The sequence below is a fragment of the Viridibacillus sp. FSL R5-0888 genome (genome assembly GCF_038009105.1).
GTDB lineage: Bacteria > Bacillota > Bacilli > Bacillales_A > Planococcaceae > Viridibacillus > Viridibacillus arenosi.
Genome location: NZ_JBBPAU010000001.1, coordinates 710,077 through 727,896 on the forward strand (window position 1 = coordinate 710,077; position 17,820 = coordinate 727,896).

Sequence of the window (17,820 nt, forward strand, 5' to 3'; positions counted from 1 at the left end):
TTTTTTATGAAAACCAATTAAAATAGTAAGAATTGTTGGAATTTTTAATGAAAAAGTATTTGGAAGATGGTAATATTGATTTATCTAGAAGACTAATAGTTAAAGGAGTTTGATATCATGGAGAAAATGAATGTTGAAAGCTTTAATTTAGACCATACAAAAGTCGTCGCACCATTTGTTCGATTAGCGGGGCTTAAAAAAGGTGTAAATGGTGATGAAGTTTATAAATATGATATTCGATTTAAACAACCAAACAAAGAGCATATGGAAATGCCTGCGTTGCATTCAATAGAGCATTTAATGGCTGAGAACATTCGTAATCATACGGACCATGTTGTCGATCTTAGTCCAATGGGATGCCAAACGGGCTTTTATTTATCAATGATTAATCATAATAACTTTGATGAGGTACTAGATATTTTAGATAAAACTTTTAATGATGTCTTGGCAGCAACAGAAGTACCAGCATGCAACGAAGTACAATGCGGTTGGGCTGCGAGTCATAGTTTAGAAGGTGCGAAGGAGCTTGCAAAAGAAATGCTAGCGAAACGTGATGAGTGGACACAAATTTTCATAGAAGAATAAACAGAAAGAGGCTGCGTATACTAGCAGCCTCTTTATTATTATTTTCCTGTAAAATTGGGTTTTCGTTTTTCAGAGAATGCATTGAGTGCTTCAATACGATCTTCAGTAGGAATGGTAATTTCATATGCTTTTCGCTCAATATGAAGACCTGTTTGTAAGTCGGTATTCATCCCATGCTTGATAGCAAATTTTGCTTGTTGTAATGCAATTGGACCGTTAGCTAGCATTAACTCTGCGAAGGCGATTGTTTTTGCAAGAAGTTCCTCACGCTTTTCGACTTTAGTCAGAAGACCGTATGCTAGAGCTTCTTTAGCCTGTAATCTTTTTGCAGTTAAAATCAGTTCTAGTGCTTTTGCTTCTCCTATGAGTCTAGGAAGTCGTTGAGTTCCACCAGCCCCTGGAATTATACCAAGGCTCGTTTCTGTTAGGCCGAGTGAAATATCATCTGCGGCAAAACGGAAGTCACATGCTAATGCTAATTCGGTACCCCCACCGAAAGCATAGCCATTAATCATTGCAATAGTCGGTTGTGGTAAATTTTCAATAGCTGAAAAAACCTCACCTATCTTATAGAGATTACGTTTTACACGTTGCTCAGTTAATGTTTTTCGTTCTTTTAAGTCAGCACCTACACTAAAAGCTTTATCACCTGCGCCTGTAAAAATGACTACACGAATATCGGGATTAATACGAATAGATTCAACAACTTGTCCTAATTCAGCTAGTAAATCATAATTGAACGCATTCATAGCCAGTGGTCTATTCAATGTTACAAATGCCAAATGCTCCTGTTGTTTATAAATAAGTGTATCCAATAGAAATTCCCCCTTATAGTGAAAAAATTACTCCCAAATAAACGATAGCATGTCTATGATTTTTCGTCATCTTTGAATTATCATTTCCAGCTATTAACCTTTACTTATTTTATTTATATTTCCAATAAAACGAATAATTTCATTATAAAATACGTATCTTTTTGGAATTAAAGGTAAAATTAAAGGATGAAAGTAATGTGTTGAACTAAATACTTTAAGTAAAATTGCTGATATAATGAAATGGAAATAGATTTTAAAGGAGAAACCATATGGAAGTATTTATTGGTCGTCAACCTATATTTAATAAGCAAAAGCAAGTTTTCGCATATGAATTATTATATCGAAACGGGGCTGTCATGAACGAGTTTCCAGCTATTGATTCGGATAAGGCAACTGTCGAAGTACTGATCAATTCATTATTTTCAATTGGTTTTGATGAGCTTACAAATGGCAAACCATGCTTTATAAACTTTACTGAAAACCTTTTAATGAGTAACATATTTGATCATTTACAACCAGATCAAGTAGTAATAGAAATTTTGGAAGATGTTCCCATTACAGAGAAACTGGTCAAGAAAATCAAGCAATTAAAAAGTCAAGGCTATAAAATTGCTCTTGATGATTTTGAATTGCAAAAAGATGTGACATTATATAATGAATTATTTACATATACCGATTACATAAAAGTAGACTTTCTTCTTACTTCAGAAGAGGAGAGAAAAGAGATAGAGAAGCGCATTAGAAATGATTTCCCCAAAATCATTTTATTAGCTGAAAAGGTAGAGACACTTTCACAATGTCAGATAGCAAAAGATAATGGATATCAACTTTTTCAAGGTTATTTCTTCAAACAACCTCAAATTATCCGAGGTAATGATATTCCAACCAATGTATTACAATATTATCGTGTGATTTCTTTATTACGTGGGAAAGATCCGGATATAGATGATATTACTAAGCAAATTGAGCATGACGTCGCGATGTCATTCAAGTTGTTAAAATTAATCAACTCATCATCTAAACGTAGAAAATCCAAAATTCGTTCAATTAAACAAGCTATTTTATTATTAGGCTTAGCGGATTTACGTAAATGGATATATATTTTAGCGTATCGTGAATCGCAGAAGGATGCCGAGGCAGATATGTATGATGAGCTGATGAAGGCGTCATTATGTAGAGCGAAAATTTGCGAAATGTTAGCCCGTTTTAAACATAAAGAGAATTATTCCGAATATTTCTTAGTTGGAATGTTTTCATTAATTGACGCAATTTTGCAGAGATCTATGAACAGTATTTTATTGCAACTTCCTTTATCAGATAATATTATTGAAACCATTTTAGAAGGTGAAACAGAGATGGCACCATATTTACAAATGGCTATTGCCTTGGATAAGCTAAATTGGGATAAAGTTGCAGAATTAGCGGTTGAAATAGGGATTAGAGGAAAAGATTTATATGCTATATACCAAGAAGCAAATAAATGGTCAGATAATATTCTTTAATGTGAACGAGACAAGTGTGTTAAGAAAAGATGCAACAGTAAAATGAAGATTAAAACAGTTGAATAAGCTTTTTATTTTGGGGAATGCTGAAATAGTGAAATTCACAAAGATGAAACAACTAGACGAAAGCATTGCTGTCTATGTGTTTACAGAGCTTTTTAACGGGTATACCTGTTTGTGTAAGGTTTTAAAAACGTTTTTATTCGGTATAATTAATCTGTAAGCAATACAATGAATGAGGAGGTCTTCAAATGAAAAAAACTCTACTTGCTATGCTATTCGGTTCGGCCCTTGTACTTGGTGCATGTGGTGGTAACGATAAAGCAAAAGAAGAAACTACAAATGAAAAAAATGGTTCGGAAACAGCAGCCGTTGATGCACAACAAATTATCCAATCAAAATGTATTTCTTGTCACGGTGAAAATCTTGAAGGACAAGGTAATTTCCCTAACATTTCAAAAATTGGTGCTACGCTTTCCAAAAAAGAAATTTTAGATGTAATTAATAACGGTAAAAATGGAATGCCTGGGGGACTCATAACAGGTGACGATGCTGATGCAGTAGCTCAATGGTTATCTAAACAAAAATAATATCTATATCAAAACTAGCTTTCTTTAGAGGAAAGCTGGTTTTTTTGTGGATAATACAGAAAGAATAAGAGCAACCCATGGAGCATATGGATTGCTTTTTTTATAAAATTTAGTTGAGGTAAGAGAAGTAATTTTTAACTTCATGGGTAAACGAGCATTTTCTTCGATTACTTCAGTACTTGCCGTAGCTTGACGAACGCACTCAGCAATTAAATTTATGTTAAAATATATTCCAAGTGTTGTTATATTGAAGGGTAGTTTTATGGGAGGAAGTGTTAGTTTTGGATCAAGTATGTACGAAAGATGTTATTAAGATGTTTGACTTGAAGCTTATCAGTGGTCATGAGGGAATTGGTCGACATATATTAACAAGTGATATTTCTAGACCAGGCCTTGAGATGGCAGGCTATTTTACGCATTATCCAGCTCAACGTGTTCAGCTATTAGGAAAAACTGAGCTGTCATTTTTTGATATGTTGCCAAGGGATGTGCAGTTTGATCGAATGAACAAACTTTGTTCACAAGATACACCTGCTATTATTATTTCGCATGACATGGAAGTACCTGAAGCGTTATTTGTTGCTTCTAATGAGCACCATGTACCTGTATTATCAACAAAAATGGCAACAACTCGTTTCTCTAGTATGTTAACGAATTATCTTGAAAGTCAATTGGCTCCTACGACTGCTGTTCATGGTGTCTTGGCTGATATATATGGTATTGGAGTTTTGATTACAGGGAAAAGCGGTGTAGGTAAAAGTGAGACTGCGCTTGAGCTTGTGAAAAAAGGACACCGTCTTGTTGCGGATGACTGTGTGGAAATTCGTCAAGAAGGAGAAAATACATTAATAGGGAATGCACCTGCATTAATACAACATTTACTTGAAATTCGTGGTATAGGTATTATTGATATTATGACCTTATTTGGAGCTAGTGCAGTTAGAAGTCATAAACGCATTTCACTTGTTATTGATTTAGAAGTATGGGATTCTGATAAAACCTATGATCGTTTAGGTTTAGAAGAAGAGACGATGAAAATTATTGATACGGAATTGACGAAGTTAACAATCCCAGTTAAACCAGGACGAAATTTATCTGTTATCATCGAAGTAGCAGCAATGAATTATCGATTGAAAAAACTTGGTGTTAACGCAGCAGAAGAGTTTTCTAAAAGGCTTGATAGTGTGATTGAGTCTAAAGAAAATTGATGTAGGCGAACTTCGTAATTTGGAAGGAGAAGAGTATGGATTCAATATTATTACAAATTAACCCAGTAGCACTTGAGTTAGGACCAATTTCAATTAGATGGTACGGTGTTATTATTGCGACAGGCATTATTATTGCCTTTTTGATTGGGCAACGAGAAATGGTGAAACGTGGATTTCATAATGATTTTTTAACAGATTTATTGATTTGGGCAGTACCAATTTCTATTATTTGTGCCAGAATTTACTACGTGATATTTAAATGGGATTTCTATAGTGCAAATCCTGGTGAGATTATTCAGATTTGGCATGGTGGGATTGCCATACACGGTGCACTAATCGGTGCATTTATTACTACATATATTTTTGCTAAAAAGCATGGGGTTAGTTTTTGGAAGATTGCAGATGTATTAGCACCAAGCTTAATAGTAGGTCAAATTATTGGTCGTTGGGGTAATTTTATAAACCAAGAGGCTTTTGGCGATGCTGTGACACGCGATTTCTTAGAAGGATTGTATTTGCCAAATTGGATTATTGAGCAGATGAATGTGAACGGTATTTACCATCATCCTACTTTCTTATATGAATCACTATGGAATGTAGTTGGTCTCGTATTGTTACTAGCCTTACGAAAAGTGAACTTACGACGTGGTGAAATATTCTTAACTTATATTATTTGGTATTCGTTTGGTCGTTTCTTCGTAGAAGGATTACGTACTGATAGTTTATTAATAGGTGATTTGCGCATGGCACAAATTGTATCATTAATCGGTTTAGTGATAGGTGTTGCACTTTTCATCTACAGAAGAATGAAAGTAAAACCAGTTGTAAAGTATTTAGATAAGTAATATTGAAGAGTAGCGAATGGAACGCTAAAAGAGTTTTAATGGCCAGGCTGAAATTAGCTTGGTCATTAATGCTTATCAGATAGTTGATGAAGCTATATACATTTTTGGGCGGGGCGTTAGAATCCCTAAATTGTCGTTATTTTTAATCGTATTACGACCCCATTCGTTTTTTTGTAGCTGTAACAACACTTTGACGAAGAAATGAAGAAAAGAAAGAAAAAGGAGCCGCATTCGTATGACAAATAGAAAAATTAAAGCACTATTATTCGACTTTGACGGTACTTTATTAGATACAAATGAGCTTATCATACAAACTTTTTTACATGTATTAGAGACTAAATTCCCCGGGAAATATAGCAGAGAAGATGTTTTACCATTTTTAGGGCCATCTTTAAAAGAAACATTTTCAAATGTCGATTTAGAGCGTGTAGATGAGCTAGTACAAGATTATCGAAAATGGAATATTGCTCATCATGATGAACTTGTAAGAGAATTTGACGGTGTTTTAGAAACATTACTAGCACTGAAAGAAGCTGGAATTCGACTTGCGATTGTCTCAACAAAACGACAAGATATGCTATCAAGAGGACTTCGTGTTTTAAAAGCAGAAGGACTATTTGAAGTCATTATTGGTTTAGATGATGTGAAAAATGTGAAGCCAGATCCAGAACCAATTTTATTAGCACTTGAGAAGATGGGTTTACAAAAAGATGAAGTGATAATGATAGGCGATAATACTCACGATATTGAAGGTGGTAAAAACGCTGGAGTAAAAACAGCGGGCGTTGCATGGTCATTGAAGGGTGAAGCATTCTTGGCACAATTCAAACCTGATTATATGTTGCATCATTTGAGTGACTTACTAGAGATTGTTGAGGAAGTCACCTATGAGGAGAACTGAGAGATATCCTGTTGAAGGTGCAAGTTCTCTTTGGCAAATTTATAAAACAGTTTCCTTTTGGAAGGTAGCAAAAACATTCATCGTTATTCAAATAGCGCGTTATACGCCATTTTTATCGATGAAAAACTGGCTGTATCGTACATTTTTGAAAATGAAAATAGGAGATAAGACGGCTTTTGCTTTAATGGTAATGCCAGATACGATGTTTCCCGAACGCATTCAAGTTGGAAGTAATACGATCATTGGCTATAATACGACGATTTTAGCGCATGAATATTTAATAGAAGAATATAGATTAGGCGATGTCATTATTGGGGATCGTGTAATGATTGGTGCAAATTCAACAATATTGCCTGGCATTAGCATTGGAGATGACGCAATTGTCTCTGCTGCAACATTAGTGAATAGAGATGTTCCAACTGGCGCTTTTGTTGGAGGGAATCCGATGCAAATCATTTACACGAAGGAACAAATGGATGTCAAAAAGTCAGTGAATTCTAAAAACTCATAAAGTTTGTATACTTTATGAGTTTTTTCTATTGACGGCATGTAAGAATTGAGATAAAATACTTTCATGCATCATCACTCTATCACTCTAGTGAACTAAAGTATATAGATTAGGAAGTGTCATTATGTCACCGATTCGAATGTTTGAAAAACCACTTGGAATGCGCGATACGTTTCCAAAGATTTTTGAAAAAAAAGAAGTTGTCAGACAGACCGGTCGAGACTTTCTACAACTGAGAGGTTTTGACTTTATAAAAACACCAACGCTTGAATATTACGATACGGTTGGTAAAGCCTCTGCAATCGTTGAGTCTTCTTTATTTAAGCTAGTAGATAGTCAAGGTAATACATTAGTGCTTCGTCCAGATATGACAACACCAATTGCACGTGTTGCATCATCGAAGTTATTAAAAGAAAAGATTCCATTACGTTTAGCTTATTTTTCAAATGTATTCCGCGCTCAAGAAACAGAAGGTGGACGCCCAGCAGAATTTGAACAAATGGGTGTTGAAATTATTGGAGATCCTTCTGTATATGCTGACGCTGAAGTTTTATTGACGGTGATTGAACTACTAAAAGCATTAGAAGTAAAACAATTTAAGTTAACAATCGGAAATGTAGGTATTCTAAATGCTATTCTAACTCAAAATGTCAGAACAGAAGAGCAATTCAAAGAATTACATAAACTACTTGTAGAAAAGAATATTGTAGGTTTTGAAGAAGCGGTTAAGTTTTTTGAGTTGCCTCAGAAAAACAAACAAACATTATTAACTTTTATTGAAGAAGCGACAGATCTAAATAACATTAACCAAATTGATAAATACTTAATAGAAAAAGATGATTTTATATATATGGAAAGATTGCAAAAGATTTTAGCTATTTCTGAAGTGGAAAAGTACATTTATTTTGATTTCACATTAGCGAGTCATATGAATTACTACAGTGGCATGCTATTTGAAGTATTTGCTACAGGAGCAGGTTTTCCGTTAGGAAATGGTGGACGCTACGATGGATTACTTGATGAATTTGGATCACAGGTTGGAGCAATTGGTTTTGGGTTACGTGTCGATCAACTGTTGGAAGTCATGCCTTCATTTCAAAAGGATCAAGAAGAGGTGCTCGTATTATTTGCGCAGAATGAGTTTCCAAAAGCAGTAGCAAAGGCAGCTACTCTTCGTAAAGAAGGTAAACGCACGACATTGCAATCGATTGAAGGTATAGAGAATATAGCAGTATTTGAGCAACTCTTTTCAAAAGTTGTACGTATTGGGTAAGGAGGAATCGAACATGACTGAATTGACAATCGCAATGCCTAAAGGGCGCATTTTCGAAGAAGCATATGAAATGCTCATTCAAGCAGGTTTTGACTTGCCAGAAGATGTTGAAATATCACGTAAATTAATGATTGAAATTCCATCTGAAAAAATTCGCTTCATACTAGCAAAGCCAATGGACGTACCTACATATGTTGAACATGGTGTAGCTGATATTGGTATAGCAGGAAAAGATGTTTTGCTAGAACAAGGAAGAGCGGTACATGAATTACTTGATTTGAAAATTAGTAAATGTTATATCGCTTCTGCGGGATTACCAAATACTAAGTTAAATGATATTGCGCCACGTATAGCGACGAAATATCCAGCAGTTGCCTCCCACTATTACCGTGAAAAAGGAGAACAAGTTGAAATTATTGGACTAAACGGTTCGATTGAATTAGCTCCAATGATAGGACTTGCTGACCGCATTGTGGATATTGTTTCAACTGGTCAAACCTTAAAAGAAAATGGGCTAGTTGAATATGAACACATTACGGATGTTTCCTCTCGATTGATCGCCAATCCTGTGAGCTATCGCATGAAGAATGAGCGTATTCAAGATCTCGTAAAACGTTTAAAAAAATGTGTGAAATGAGAGAAGGTTTAAACGATGAAGATTCAAAACTTAACAAATAATATAACCTTAAAACGTCCATTAGAGAGCGGCAACGAGGAGCAATTACAAACAGTAAGGGAAGTACTTGCCAATGTTCGTCAAAATGGCGATGCTGCTGTCAAAGGATATGGTGCCAAATGGGACGGTGTTTTGCTCAATGAATTGCGCGTGTCACCAGAAGAAATGTCCGAAGCAGTCAGCAGTATGGATGCACAATTAGTTGAGGATTTAAAAGAAGCTGCATTGAATATTCGAGCATACCATGACAAGCAAAAGCGCCAAGGTTATCAACTAAATCTGGAAAATAATTCATGGTTAGGTCAACGTATTACAGCGTTAGCGTCTGTTGGTCTTTATGTGCCAGGAGGTTCAGCTGCTTACCCATCATCTGTTTTAATGAATGTTATTCCAGCTCAAGTAGCTGGTGTTGAGCGCATCGTTTTAGTTTCACCTCCAGGAAAAGACGGTAAGCTACCAGCTGCTGTTCTAACTGCTGCATCCATTTTAGGGATTACAGAGATTTATAAAATTGGTGGTGCACAGGCAATTGGTGCTCTTGCTTACGGTACAGAATCGATTCAAGCAGTTGATAAAATTACAGGGCCAGGAAATATTTTTGTTGCATTAGCTAAACGTGAAGTGTTTGGTGAAGTAGCCATTGATATGATCGCTGGACCAAGTGAAATTGCTATTATTGCAGATGAAAATGCATATGCAGATGAGATTGCAGCAGACTTATTATCTCAAGCCGAACATGACCCTATGGCATGTGCGATATTAGTTACAACGAGTGAAAGGTTTGCTGAAGAAGTAGCGGAGGAAGTTGAAAATCAGCTAACATCATTACCGCGAGAAGCAATTGCGCGTAAGGCAATTGAAAACTTTGGCAGTATTTATATAGCTGAAACGCTCGCTGAAGCAGTACAAGCGATCAATCAATTAGCACCAGAACATTTAGAAATTGTTACTGACAATGCGGAAGCTGTTGCTGAGCAAATTCGTAATGCAGGCGCTATTTTTATTGGACGCTATAGTTCAGAACCAGTAGGAGATTATTTTGCGGGCACAAATCACGTGTTACCAACAAATAGTACTGCGCGTTTTGCTAGTGGCTTGAATGTTGATGATTTTATTAAAAAAACAAGTGTTGTTTATTATACAAAAGAAACTTGGGCACAAAATTCACCGAAAATAGCTAGGCTTGCCAGATTAGAAGGGTTAGAAGCTCATGCCAGAGCAGTGGAGTCTAGAGGTTGGGATAAAGGAGACGAATCAAGTGGAAGCAACTAAAAAACGTTTTGCAAAAATCGAACGAAAAACAAATGAAACTCAGATTGCAGTAGAAATTAATTTAGATGGTGAAGGGAAATCTACTATTTCAACGGGTGTTCCTTTTATGGACCATATGTTAGATCTATTTATGAAACATGGTTTATTTGACGGTTCTATTACTGCAAATGGTGATACATATATTGATGATCACCATACAACAGAGGATTTAGGAATTGTGTTAGGTCAAGCAATTAAAGAAGCGTTAGGTGATAAAAAAGGTATTAAGCGCTATGGTAACGCATTTGTGCCAATGGATGATGCATTAGCACAAGTTGTTATTGATTGTTCAAATCGTCCACACTTAGAATTCCGAGTAGATATCCCGACAGAGAAAGTTGGTACATTTGATACGGAGCTAGTACATGAATTTTTATGGAAATTTGCATTAGAGGCTCGTATGAATGTTCATGTTATTGTTCCTTATGGACACAATGCTCATCATATTATCGAAGCAATCTTCAAAGCGCTAGCTAGAGCGATTGATGATGCGGTATCGATTGATCCACGTGTGAAAGGTGTACCTTCAACTAAGGGGCTGTTAACATGAAAATTGGCATAATCGATTATGGTATGGGGAATTTATTTAGCGTTGAACAGGCTATTAAACGCCTAGGTTATGAAGTTATAGTATCTGCTGACAAAGAAGAGCTATTAGCAACAGATGCCCTTATTTTACCTGGGGTAGGTGCTTTTAAAGATGCTATGAAACGACTACAAGAAACGAATTTAGTTTCACTAATAAATGAGGTGGAAAAAAGCAATATACCCTTATTAGGTATTTGTTTAGGTATGCAGTTATTATTTCAAGGAAGCGCGGAGAATGGCAGTGGTAAAGGACTAGGTATTTTCAATGGGGAGATTGAGCGCTTTGCTGGAATTAATGATGATGGTAGTGCCTATCGAGTACCACATATGGGATGGAATGAACTACAATTTGCTCAACGTCCAGAATGGTTACAAGAAGATGAAATGACAGACAATCGTTTCGTCTATTTTGTTCATTCATACTTCGCAACTAATATGGATCGAGCGGATCTAGTTGCTTTTGCTCATTATGGCAATGAACAAGTGCCAGGTATTGTACAAAAAGGTTCTATTACAGGTATGCAATTTCACCCTGAAAAATCAAGTGAATTCGGTGTACTACTATTGAAGCGGTGGTTAGATGGTGTAAAAAAAGGAGTTGTATTGTAATGAGTTCAATTCAAGTTTTCCCAGCAATCGATATGAGAGGTGGCAAATGCGTACGCCTATTTAAAGGCGATTACGCACAAGAAACAGTGTACGCAGACTCTCCTTTTGAAATGGCAAAAAGCTTTGTAGAAGAAGGTGCAAGCTTTATACATATGGTCGATTTAGATGGTGCTAAAGACGGTGAACGTACACATGCAGCTGAAGTTATACGTGTTGCAAAAAAATTACCAGTGAAAGTGCAAATAGGTGGTGGTATTCGTTCTGAGGAGGATGTACGCTACTATCTTGAAAATGGGGTTCATCGGGTGATTATTGGCAGCCTAGCCATTCGTGAACCAGAGCTTGTTGCAAACTTTATAGAAGAATTTGGTGCAGAACGCATAGTAATTGGACTAGATGCAAAGGATGGCATGGTAGCGACACATGGTTGGCTTGAGACGTCTAATAAGTCTGCAATAGAAGTAGGAAAATATTTTGCTAAGGCAGGCGCAAAATATTTTGTTTTCACTGATATTGCAACAGATGGTACTTTAGCTGGTCCGAATATTCCAGCGAATGTGAAATTAGCTGAGGCAACAAATGCCGAGATTATCGTATCTGGTGGAATCAGTTCACTTGTAGATATTCAGCGAGTAAAAGAAGCTGCACAAAATTCGTCAGTTGCAGGTGTGATTATTGGTAAAGCTCTTTACGCAGGTCGATTTACATTGCCAGAGGCACTTAAGGAGGCGGAATAATGCTTACAAAACGAATTATTCCATGTCTTGATGTGAAGGAAGGACGCGTTGTAAAAGGCGTTCAATTCGTCTCATTACGAGATGCTGGTGATCCTGTAGAGCTTGCTAAGTTTTATAATGAACAAGGCGCGGATGAGCTTGTTTTTTTAGATATTTCTGCTTCGCATGAAGGACGTGAAACGATGGTTGATGTCGTACGACAAACAGCTTCTACATTAGCGATTCCTTTTACAGTAGGAGGCGGTATTCGAACACTTGAAGATATGAAACGACTGCTTCGTGCTGGTGCAGATAAAGTATCAGTTAATTCGTCTGCTTTGCAACGTCCAGAACTTATTAAAGAAGGCTCCGATTACTTCGGAGCACAATGTATCGTGGTGGCAATCGATGCTAAGTGGAGCGAAGAAGACGGTACTTGGATGGTCTATACGCATGGTGGACGCAACAAAACGGATTGGCAAGCAGTGGCTTGGGCGAAAGAAGCAGTAAGACTGGGAGCAGGTGAATTATTAGTTACAAGTATGGATCAAGATGGAGAGAAAAGTGGCTTTGATTTACCTTTAACAAAAGCAATCCGTGAAGCTGTCAACGTACCAATTATTGCGAGTGGTGGGGCTGGAAACGCGGATCACTTTTATGATGTTTTACAACATGTAGATGCAGATGCTGCACTAGCGGCTTCTATATTTCACTATAAAGAAACAAGTGTCGCAGAAGTGAAAAATGAATTGCGACAAAAGGGAGTGTTTGTGAGATGATAGAAAATCTCCAATTTAACGAAAAAGGTTTGATTACTACAGTAGTACAAGATGCACAAACGAAAGAAGTACTAACTGTTGCATACATGAACAAAGAATCTTTAGAAAAAACATTAGCGACAGGTGAAACGTGGTTTTATAGCCGTTCTCGTGAAGAACTTTGGCATAAAGGAGCCACAAGTGGTAACACACAAAAAGTGATAGCTATTCGTGCTGACTGCGACAAAGATGCTCTGGTTGTAGAAGTCTTACCAACAGGACCTGCTTGTCATAATGGTACGACAAGTTGCTTTACAGAAACCATAAAAGAAAAAACGGAAAATTTGGGTTCTTTAGAAATTATTACTGAGCTTCGTAGTGTTATTCAAAACCGCGAAAAGGAAATGCCAGAGGGTGCATATACAACTTATCTATTTAATGAAGGTATCGATAAAATTTGTAAAAAAGTTGGTGAGGAAGCAACAGAGGTTGTTATAGCTTCAAAAAACCGCGATGCCGAAGAATTGAAATGGGAAACAGCAGATTTAATTTATCACTTATTGGTTCTATTACAAGAACAAAAGATGGATGTATTTGAAGTTTTAGGTGTACTTCAAAAACGGCATGAGCAACATTAAATATGTTATAATGAAGGATACTAGAGTATAAGGGACGTTTCTATACGTTCCTTATTTTTTTCGGAGGAATTTTTTTGGAGAAAAAACGTAAACTAAAACCGCGAGAAAATGTCGTATCTTTTATTCCAGATGGGAATTTTTATTATAATAAAGCATTACAAGCGTTAGATCGAGAGCAGTTTGATAAGGCGCATAAATACTTACAAAGAGCAGTGGAACTTAGTCCTGAAGATTCACTTATACTTATGCAATATGGTGTTATAAAAATGGAGCTTGAACAGCATGATCATGCTTTAGAGCTATTAAGAAAAGCTCATTCAATTGACCCTGATGAACCGGAAATAGTATTGTTTTTAGCTGAAGTCTCTGCTCATCTAGGTATGTCAGATGAAGCAGGAAAATACGCAAAGCTTTATCTAGAGTTAGATCAACAAGGTGTTTATGCTGAAGAAGCGCTTGAAATTATTGATTTCTCTGAACAGATGAAAGAGCAACCAACATCTGATGAACCGCAAGATTCAGAAGCTGTGTATTTACAAGAAAAAGCTCGCCGTATGATGGAAGAGGGAAATTTTAAAGAGGCCATTGAGCAATTTGAAGAGATTATTCAAGATAACCCTGATTTCTGGGCAGCCTATAATAACTTATCACTTGCTTATTTTTATCTAGGAGAATCTGAACAAGCAAGAGCGTTATTGCATCAAGTGTTAAAAGGGAATTTTGGTAATTTACATGCCCTTTGTAATTTAACGGTCATGGCTTACTACGAAAAAAATAAAGAAGAGTTGGACGAGCTACTTGAGTTATTAGTAAAAATCCAACCATACTCATTTGACCACCGTTATAAATTAGGGGCTACATTAGCTCTCGTTGGTCGTTATGAAGAAGCTTATAAATGGTTACGTAGTTTGCAAAAACGTGGGTTTGAAGGCGATCCTGGATTTTACTTTTGGCTATCCCATGCAGCTTATTTCTCAGGTAGAAAAGCTGTTGGGAAAAGTGCTTGGAAAAAACTATTGGAAATCGATCCTGATAAGGACGGCTTTGAGCCATGGGCACATGAGAGCCGTGTGACAAATCCAAATGCTATCGAGCAAAATCGAGAATTTATCGTTGAAAAGCTTGAAAGTAAATACCGTAGTGACCGATTATTTGGTCTATATTTATTAGGTAAAACAGTACACAAGCAGGAAATTATTGCACATCCAGGTTGGATTGATGTCGATGAATATTCTTCGATGGAAAAACTATTTCTAGCATATGCACTTGAGCATGAATTTGATGCGCAGGATAAAAGTATTCTACCGTTTTTAAGAGCTATGGAAGCTTCAGATATTTTATATATGCAATCGATGCCTATTTCAATGCCTAACACATTTCTATTTCAAATGTGGTTCGTATTATGCGAAAGAGCGTTGGAGGAAAATTATCAATTCAAGAATCCAAAGGCACTTGTAGCAGCAGTGGATTATATGTATAAATCCTCTCGAATGAAAAGTGTTACTAAAAAGTCAGTTGCAGAAGCGTATGGGGTTACAACAACTACTTTGACGAAATATGTGAACGAATTAATACATTTTTTACCTGGATTCGACGCTTAAATGTCGAAATGGTAAGCAGAAATATTGAACGTACACCAGTTATCCTCTACCATGGATATTGAATATAATGAAATGCTTTATACAGATCTAGGAGGAACAGATATGTCAGAAGAGAAAATTTATGATGTAGTTATTATCGGTGCAGGTCCAGCAGGGATGACAGCTGCCGTTTATACTTCACGTGCCAACTTATCTACATTAATGCTAGAACGTGGTATTCCAGGTGGACAAATGGCTAATACAGAAGAAGTTGAAAACTATCCTGGTTTCGATTCTATTTTAGGACCTGAATTATCTACTAAAATGTTTGACCACGCGAAAAAATTCGGTGCTGAATATGCTTATGGCGATGTTACTGAAATTATCGATGGTGAAGAATATAAAACAATTAAAGCAGGCTCAAAAGAATTTAAAACACGTGCCATCATTATTACAACTGGTGCTGAATACAAAAAAATGGGCGTACCTGGTGAAAAAGAACTTGGTGGCCGTGGTGTAAGTTATTGTGCAGTATGTGATGGGGCATTCTTCAAAAATAAAAACCTAGTTGTTGTTGGTGGAGGAGACTCTGCTGTTGAAGAAGGAATTTACTTAACTCGCTTTGCGGAAAAAGTAACAATCGTTCACCGTCGTGATAAATTACGTGCCCAAAAAATCATTCAAGATCGTGCATTTGCTAACGAGAAAATTGATTTTATTTGGAACAACACTGTTAAACAAGTGAATGAAGAGAACGGAAAAGTAGGCAGTGTAACGCTTGTTTCTACTGTGGATGGTACTGAACAAGAATTTGCTGCTGATGGTGTATTCGTATATATTGGCATGTTACCATTAACAAAACCATTTGAGGGTCTAGGAATCTTAAATGAAGCTGGATATATCCCAACAAATGAAGAGATGGAAACAAGTATTCCTGGTATCTTCGCTGCTGGTGACGTACGTGAAAAAACATTACGTCAAATCGTAACTGCAACTGGTGATGGTAGTATCGCAGCTCAAGCGGTTCAACATTATGTTGAAATGTTAAAAGAAAAAATTAGTAATTAATTGCTGATTTTAACGTCTTCTTAACATAGCTGTAACTCATTTGCAATATAATAAGGGTATAGTTGTAAGTGCAATAACCCCCTATTAAGATAGATATATTGGTAAGGCTGTTTCGCGGTAATTTGCCGTTTGAAGCAGCCTCTTTTTTATATATGGAGGCTATATTGTTATTGAAAAGGGACTAGATTAGTGAAATCACTGTCCTTTCGGACATATTTTTGTACGCTAAAGGTGTAACAATGTATAATAATGATTATAAGTTTACAATGATTTGGAGTGTCGTGTGTGCAGAGAATAGCAAATTTGATTGTTAGAAAAGATAACAAAGTTCTTTTACTAAAAAAACCACGACGAGGCTGGTATGTTGCGCCGGGTGGTAAAATAGAGAGTGGGGAGTCTATTTTTACAGCTGCTAACCGGGAATTCAGGGAAGAAACGGGGACAATCCCTTTAAACCCGCATTTAAAAGGTATATATACAATGGTGATAAAAAATGATCAAGATATTGTAAATGAGTGGATGCTCTTTACATTTGTTGCAGATGGCTTAGAAGGTACGCCTTATGAAGATACAGTTGAAGGTGTTCTGGAATGGCATCCAATTGAAAGCTTGAACCATTTACCGATGGCTGAAGGAGATCGTACTAATTTATTGTTTGCCGTAAACGAAAAAGGCATGCAATACGGTACTTTTACTTATACAGAAGATTTTGAACTATTAAATGAAACAATTCAAATTTCAACTGAAGGAGATGGCATCAATGCCTAGCACTCAACCGGTTAACGAATTGATCATTATTACAGGGATGTCTGGAGCAGGAAAAACTGTCGTAATCCAAAGTTTTGAAGACTTAGGTTTTTACTGCATCGATAATTTACCACCTGCATTACTACCAACTTTCTTAACTCTAATGAAAGAATCTAAAAAAGAATTTTCTCGTATCGCAGCTGTGATGGATTTACGAGGTGGTGATTTCTTTTCATCACTAATTGATGCATTAGAACAAATCGAGAAGCAAGATTTAGTTGCGACAAAAATTTTGTTCTTAGATGCAGATAACGAAACATTAGTGAGACGATATAAAGAAACACGCCGCTCACACCCACTTGCTCCTGCTGGTGGATTGCCGTTAGAAGGAATTCATCACGAAAGAGAATTACTTGCTGAAGTGAAACAAAAAGCACAATTTATATATAATACATCAAGTATGAAACCTCGAGAGTTACGCGAGCGAATTATTGCGCAATTTTCAGGTGTAAATTCTCGAAGATTCACAGTCAATGTTATGTCATTCGGCTTTAAGCATGGCCTTCCAATTGACGCAGACTTAGTATTTGATGTGCGTTTTTTACCGAATCCTTATTATGTGGAGAGTTTACGCCCTAAAACAGGATTAGAGAAGGACGTATCATCATATGTTCTAAAATATGATGAAGCACAGACATTAATAAAAAAACTGACGGATTTATTTGAATTTATGTTGCCTCTATATAAAAAAGAGGGTAAAACACAACTCATTATTGCATTTGGTTGCACGGGGGGGCAGCACCGCTCTGTTACATTAGCCGAATATTTTGGTGATTATTTGAATAAAGATGTGCCAACGGTTATTACGCATCGCGATATTGCAAAAAGAAAGGGCTAATTCT

20 protein-coding genes are annotated in these 17,820 nt (G+C 36.5%); 19 read left to right on the forward strand and 1 reads right to left on the reverse strand.

Going from position 1 to position 17,820, the window contains the following annotated elements; translation table 11 throughout:
* Positions 1-117 precede the first annotated feature (117 nt).
* Entirely contained in the window at positions 118-585 is a 468-nt protein-coding gene (locus tag MKY02_RS03470; protein ID WP_038188916.1) for an S-ribosylhomocysteine lyase, read from the forward strand.
* A gap of 38 nt (positions 586-623) precedes the next feature.
* Here MKY02_RS03470 and MKY02_RS03475 read toward each other — a convergent pair whose 3' ends face one another.
* On the reverse strand, positions 624-1,400 hold the full coding sequence (locus MKY02_RS03475) for an enoyl-CoA hydratase-related protein (RefSeq protein WP_038188914.1): 777 nt from the start codon (positions 1,398-1,400) through the stop codon (positions 624-626).
* A gap of 269 nt (positions 1,401-1,669) precedes the next feature.
* Here MKY02_RS03475 and MKY02_RS03480 point away from each other — a divergent pair, with 269 nt between their 5' ends.
* The 18 genes from MKY02_RS03480 (at position 1,670) to rapZ (ending at position 17,816) form a co-directional block, all read left to right on the forward strand.
* Positions 1,670-2,902: an EAL and HDOD domain-containing protein gene (locus MKY02_RS03480; RefSeq protein ID WP_038188910.1), complete on the forward strand. Its 1,233-nt coding sequence runs from the start codon at positions 1,670-1,672 to the stop codon at positions 2,900-2,902.
* A 251-nt stretch (positions 2,903-3,153) separates the two neighbouring features.
* Positions 3,154-3,492 carry a cytochrome c551 gene (gene cccB, locus MKY02_RS03485; protein WP_038188907.1) on the forward strand — a complete coding sequence of 113 codons (339 nt, stop codon included), beginning with the start codon at positions 3,154-3,156 and terminating at the stop codon, positions 3,490-3,492.
* 281 nt (positions 3,493-3,773) lie between these two features.
* Positions 3,774-4,700: an HPr(Ser) kinase/phosphatase gene (hprK, locus tag MKY02_RS03490; protein WP_038188904.1), complete on the forward strand. Its 927-nt coding sequence runs from the start codon at positions 3,774-3,776 to the stop codon at positions 4,698-4,700.
* A 35-nt stretch (positions 4,701-4,735) separates the two neighbouring features.
* Complete coding sequence (lgt, locus tag MKY02_RS03495) at positions 4,736-5,545, forward strand: prolipoprotein diacylglyceryl transferase (RefSeq protein ID WP_038188901.1); 810 nt, start codon at positions 4,736-4,738, stop codon at positions 5,543-5,545.
* 235 nt (positions 5,546-5,780) lie between these two features.
* Positions 5,781-6,446, forward strand: a complete 666-nt coding sequence (gene ppaX / locus MKY02_RS03500; protein ID WP_038188898.1) for a pyrophosphatase PpaX — start codon at positions 5,781-5,783, stop codon at positions 6,444-6,446.
* A complete protein-coding gene (locus tag MKY02_RS03505; RefSeq protein ID WP_340710625.1) occupies positions 6,433-6,957 on the forward strand; it encodes an acyltransferase in 525 nt (174 codons plus the stop codon). The genes ppaX and MKY02_RS03505 overlap by 14 nt, the downstream gene beginning before the upstream one ends.
* 121 nt (positions 6,958-7,078) lie before the next feature.
* Complete coding sequence (locus MKY02_RS03510) at positions 7,079-8,227, forward strand: ATP phosphoribosyltransferase regulatory subunit (protein WP_038188892.1); 1,149 nt, start codon at positions 7,079-7,081, stop codon at positions 8,225-8,227.
* Positions 8,228-8,240: 13 nt separating this feature from the next.
* Positions 8,241-8,864, forward strand: coding sequence for an ATP phosphoribosyltransferase (hisG, locus tag MKY02_RS03515; protein WP_038188889.1), 624 nt, complete (start codon positions 8,241-8,243; stop codon positions 8,862-8,864).
* A 15-nt stretch (positions 8,865-8,879) separates the two neighbouring features.
* Positions 8,880-10,175 (forward strand): histidinol dehydrogenase, encoded by a 1,296-nt coding sequence (hisD, locus tag MKY02_RS03520; protein ID WP_038188885.1) that lies wholly within the window; start codon positions 8,880-8,882, stop codon positions 10,173-10,175.
* Positions 10,114-10,764 carry an imidazoleglycerol-phosphate dehydratase HisB gene (hisB, locus tag MKY02_RS03525; protein WP_083671649.1) on the forward strand — a complete coding sequence of 217 codons (651 nt, stop codon included), beginning with the start codon at positions 10,114-10,116 and terminating at the stop codon, positions 10,762-10,764. The genes hisD and hisB overlap by 62 nt, the downstream gene beginning before the upstream one ends.
* A complete protein-coding gene (gene hisH, locus MKY02_RS03530; RefSeq protein WP_038188879.1) occupies positions 10,761-11,411 on the forward strand; it encodes an imidazole glycerol phosphate synthase subunit HisH in 651 nt (216 codons plus the stop codon). The genes hisB and hisH overlap by 4 nt, the downstream gene beginning before the upstream one ends.
* Entirely contained in the window at positions 11,411-12,148 is a 738-nt protein-coding gene (gene hisA, locus MKY02_RS03535) for a 1-(5-phosphoribosyl)-5-[(5-phosphoribosylamino)methylideneamino]imidazole-4-carboxamide isomerase (RefSeq protein WP_340710628.1), read from the forward strand. Before hisH ends, hisA begins: the two co-directional genes overlap by 1 nt.
* Entirely contained in the window at positions 12,148-12,906 is a 759-nt protein-coding gene (gene hisF / locus MKY02_RS03540) for an imidazole glycerol phosphate synthase subunit HisF (protein WP_340708639.1), read from the forward strand. Before hisA ends, hisF begins: the two co-directional genes overlap by 1 nt.
* Entirely contained in the window at positions 12,903-13,523 is a 621-nt protein-coding gene (gene hisIE / locus MKY02_RS03545) for a bifunctional phosphoribosyl-AMP cyclohydrolase/phosphoribosyl-ATP diphosphatase HisIE (RefSeq protein WP_076034479.1), read from the forward strand. The genes hisF and hisIE overlap by 4 nt, the downstream gene beginning before the upstream one ends.
* A gap of 74 nt (positions 13,524-13,597) precedes the next feature.
* The gene (locus MKY02_RS03550; RefSeq protein ID WP_038188868.1) at positions 13,598-15,124 is read left to right on the forward strand and encodes a tetratricopeptide repeat protein; all 1,527 of its coding nucleotides are present in this window, start codon (positions 13,598-13,600) and stop codon (positions 15,122-15,124) included.
* 102 nt (positions 15,125-15,226) lie between these two features.
* On the forward strand, positions 15,227-16,171 hold the full coding sequence (trxB, locus tag MKY02_RS03555; protein WP_038188865.1) for a thioredoxin-disulfide reductase: 945 nt from the start codon (positions 15,227-15,229) through the stop codon (positions 16,169-16,171).
* 285 nt (positions 16,172-16,456) lie between these two features.
* Positions 16,457-16,939 carry an NUDIX domain-containing protein gene (locus tag MKY02_RS03560; protein ID WP_038188863.1) on the forward strand — a complete coding sequence of 161 codons (483 nt, stop codon included), beginning with the start codon at positions 16,457-16,459 and terminating at the stop codon, positions 16,937-16,939.
* On the forward strand, positions 16,932-17,816 hold the full coding sequence (gene rapZ, locus MKY02_RS03565) for an RNase adapter RapZ (RefSeq protein ID WP_038188860.1): 885 nt from the start codon (positions 16,932-16,934) through the stop codon (positions 17,814-17,816). Before MKY02_RS03560 ends, rapZ begins: the two co-directional genes overlap by 8 nt.
* Positions 17,817-17,820: the final 4 nt, after the last annotated feature.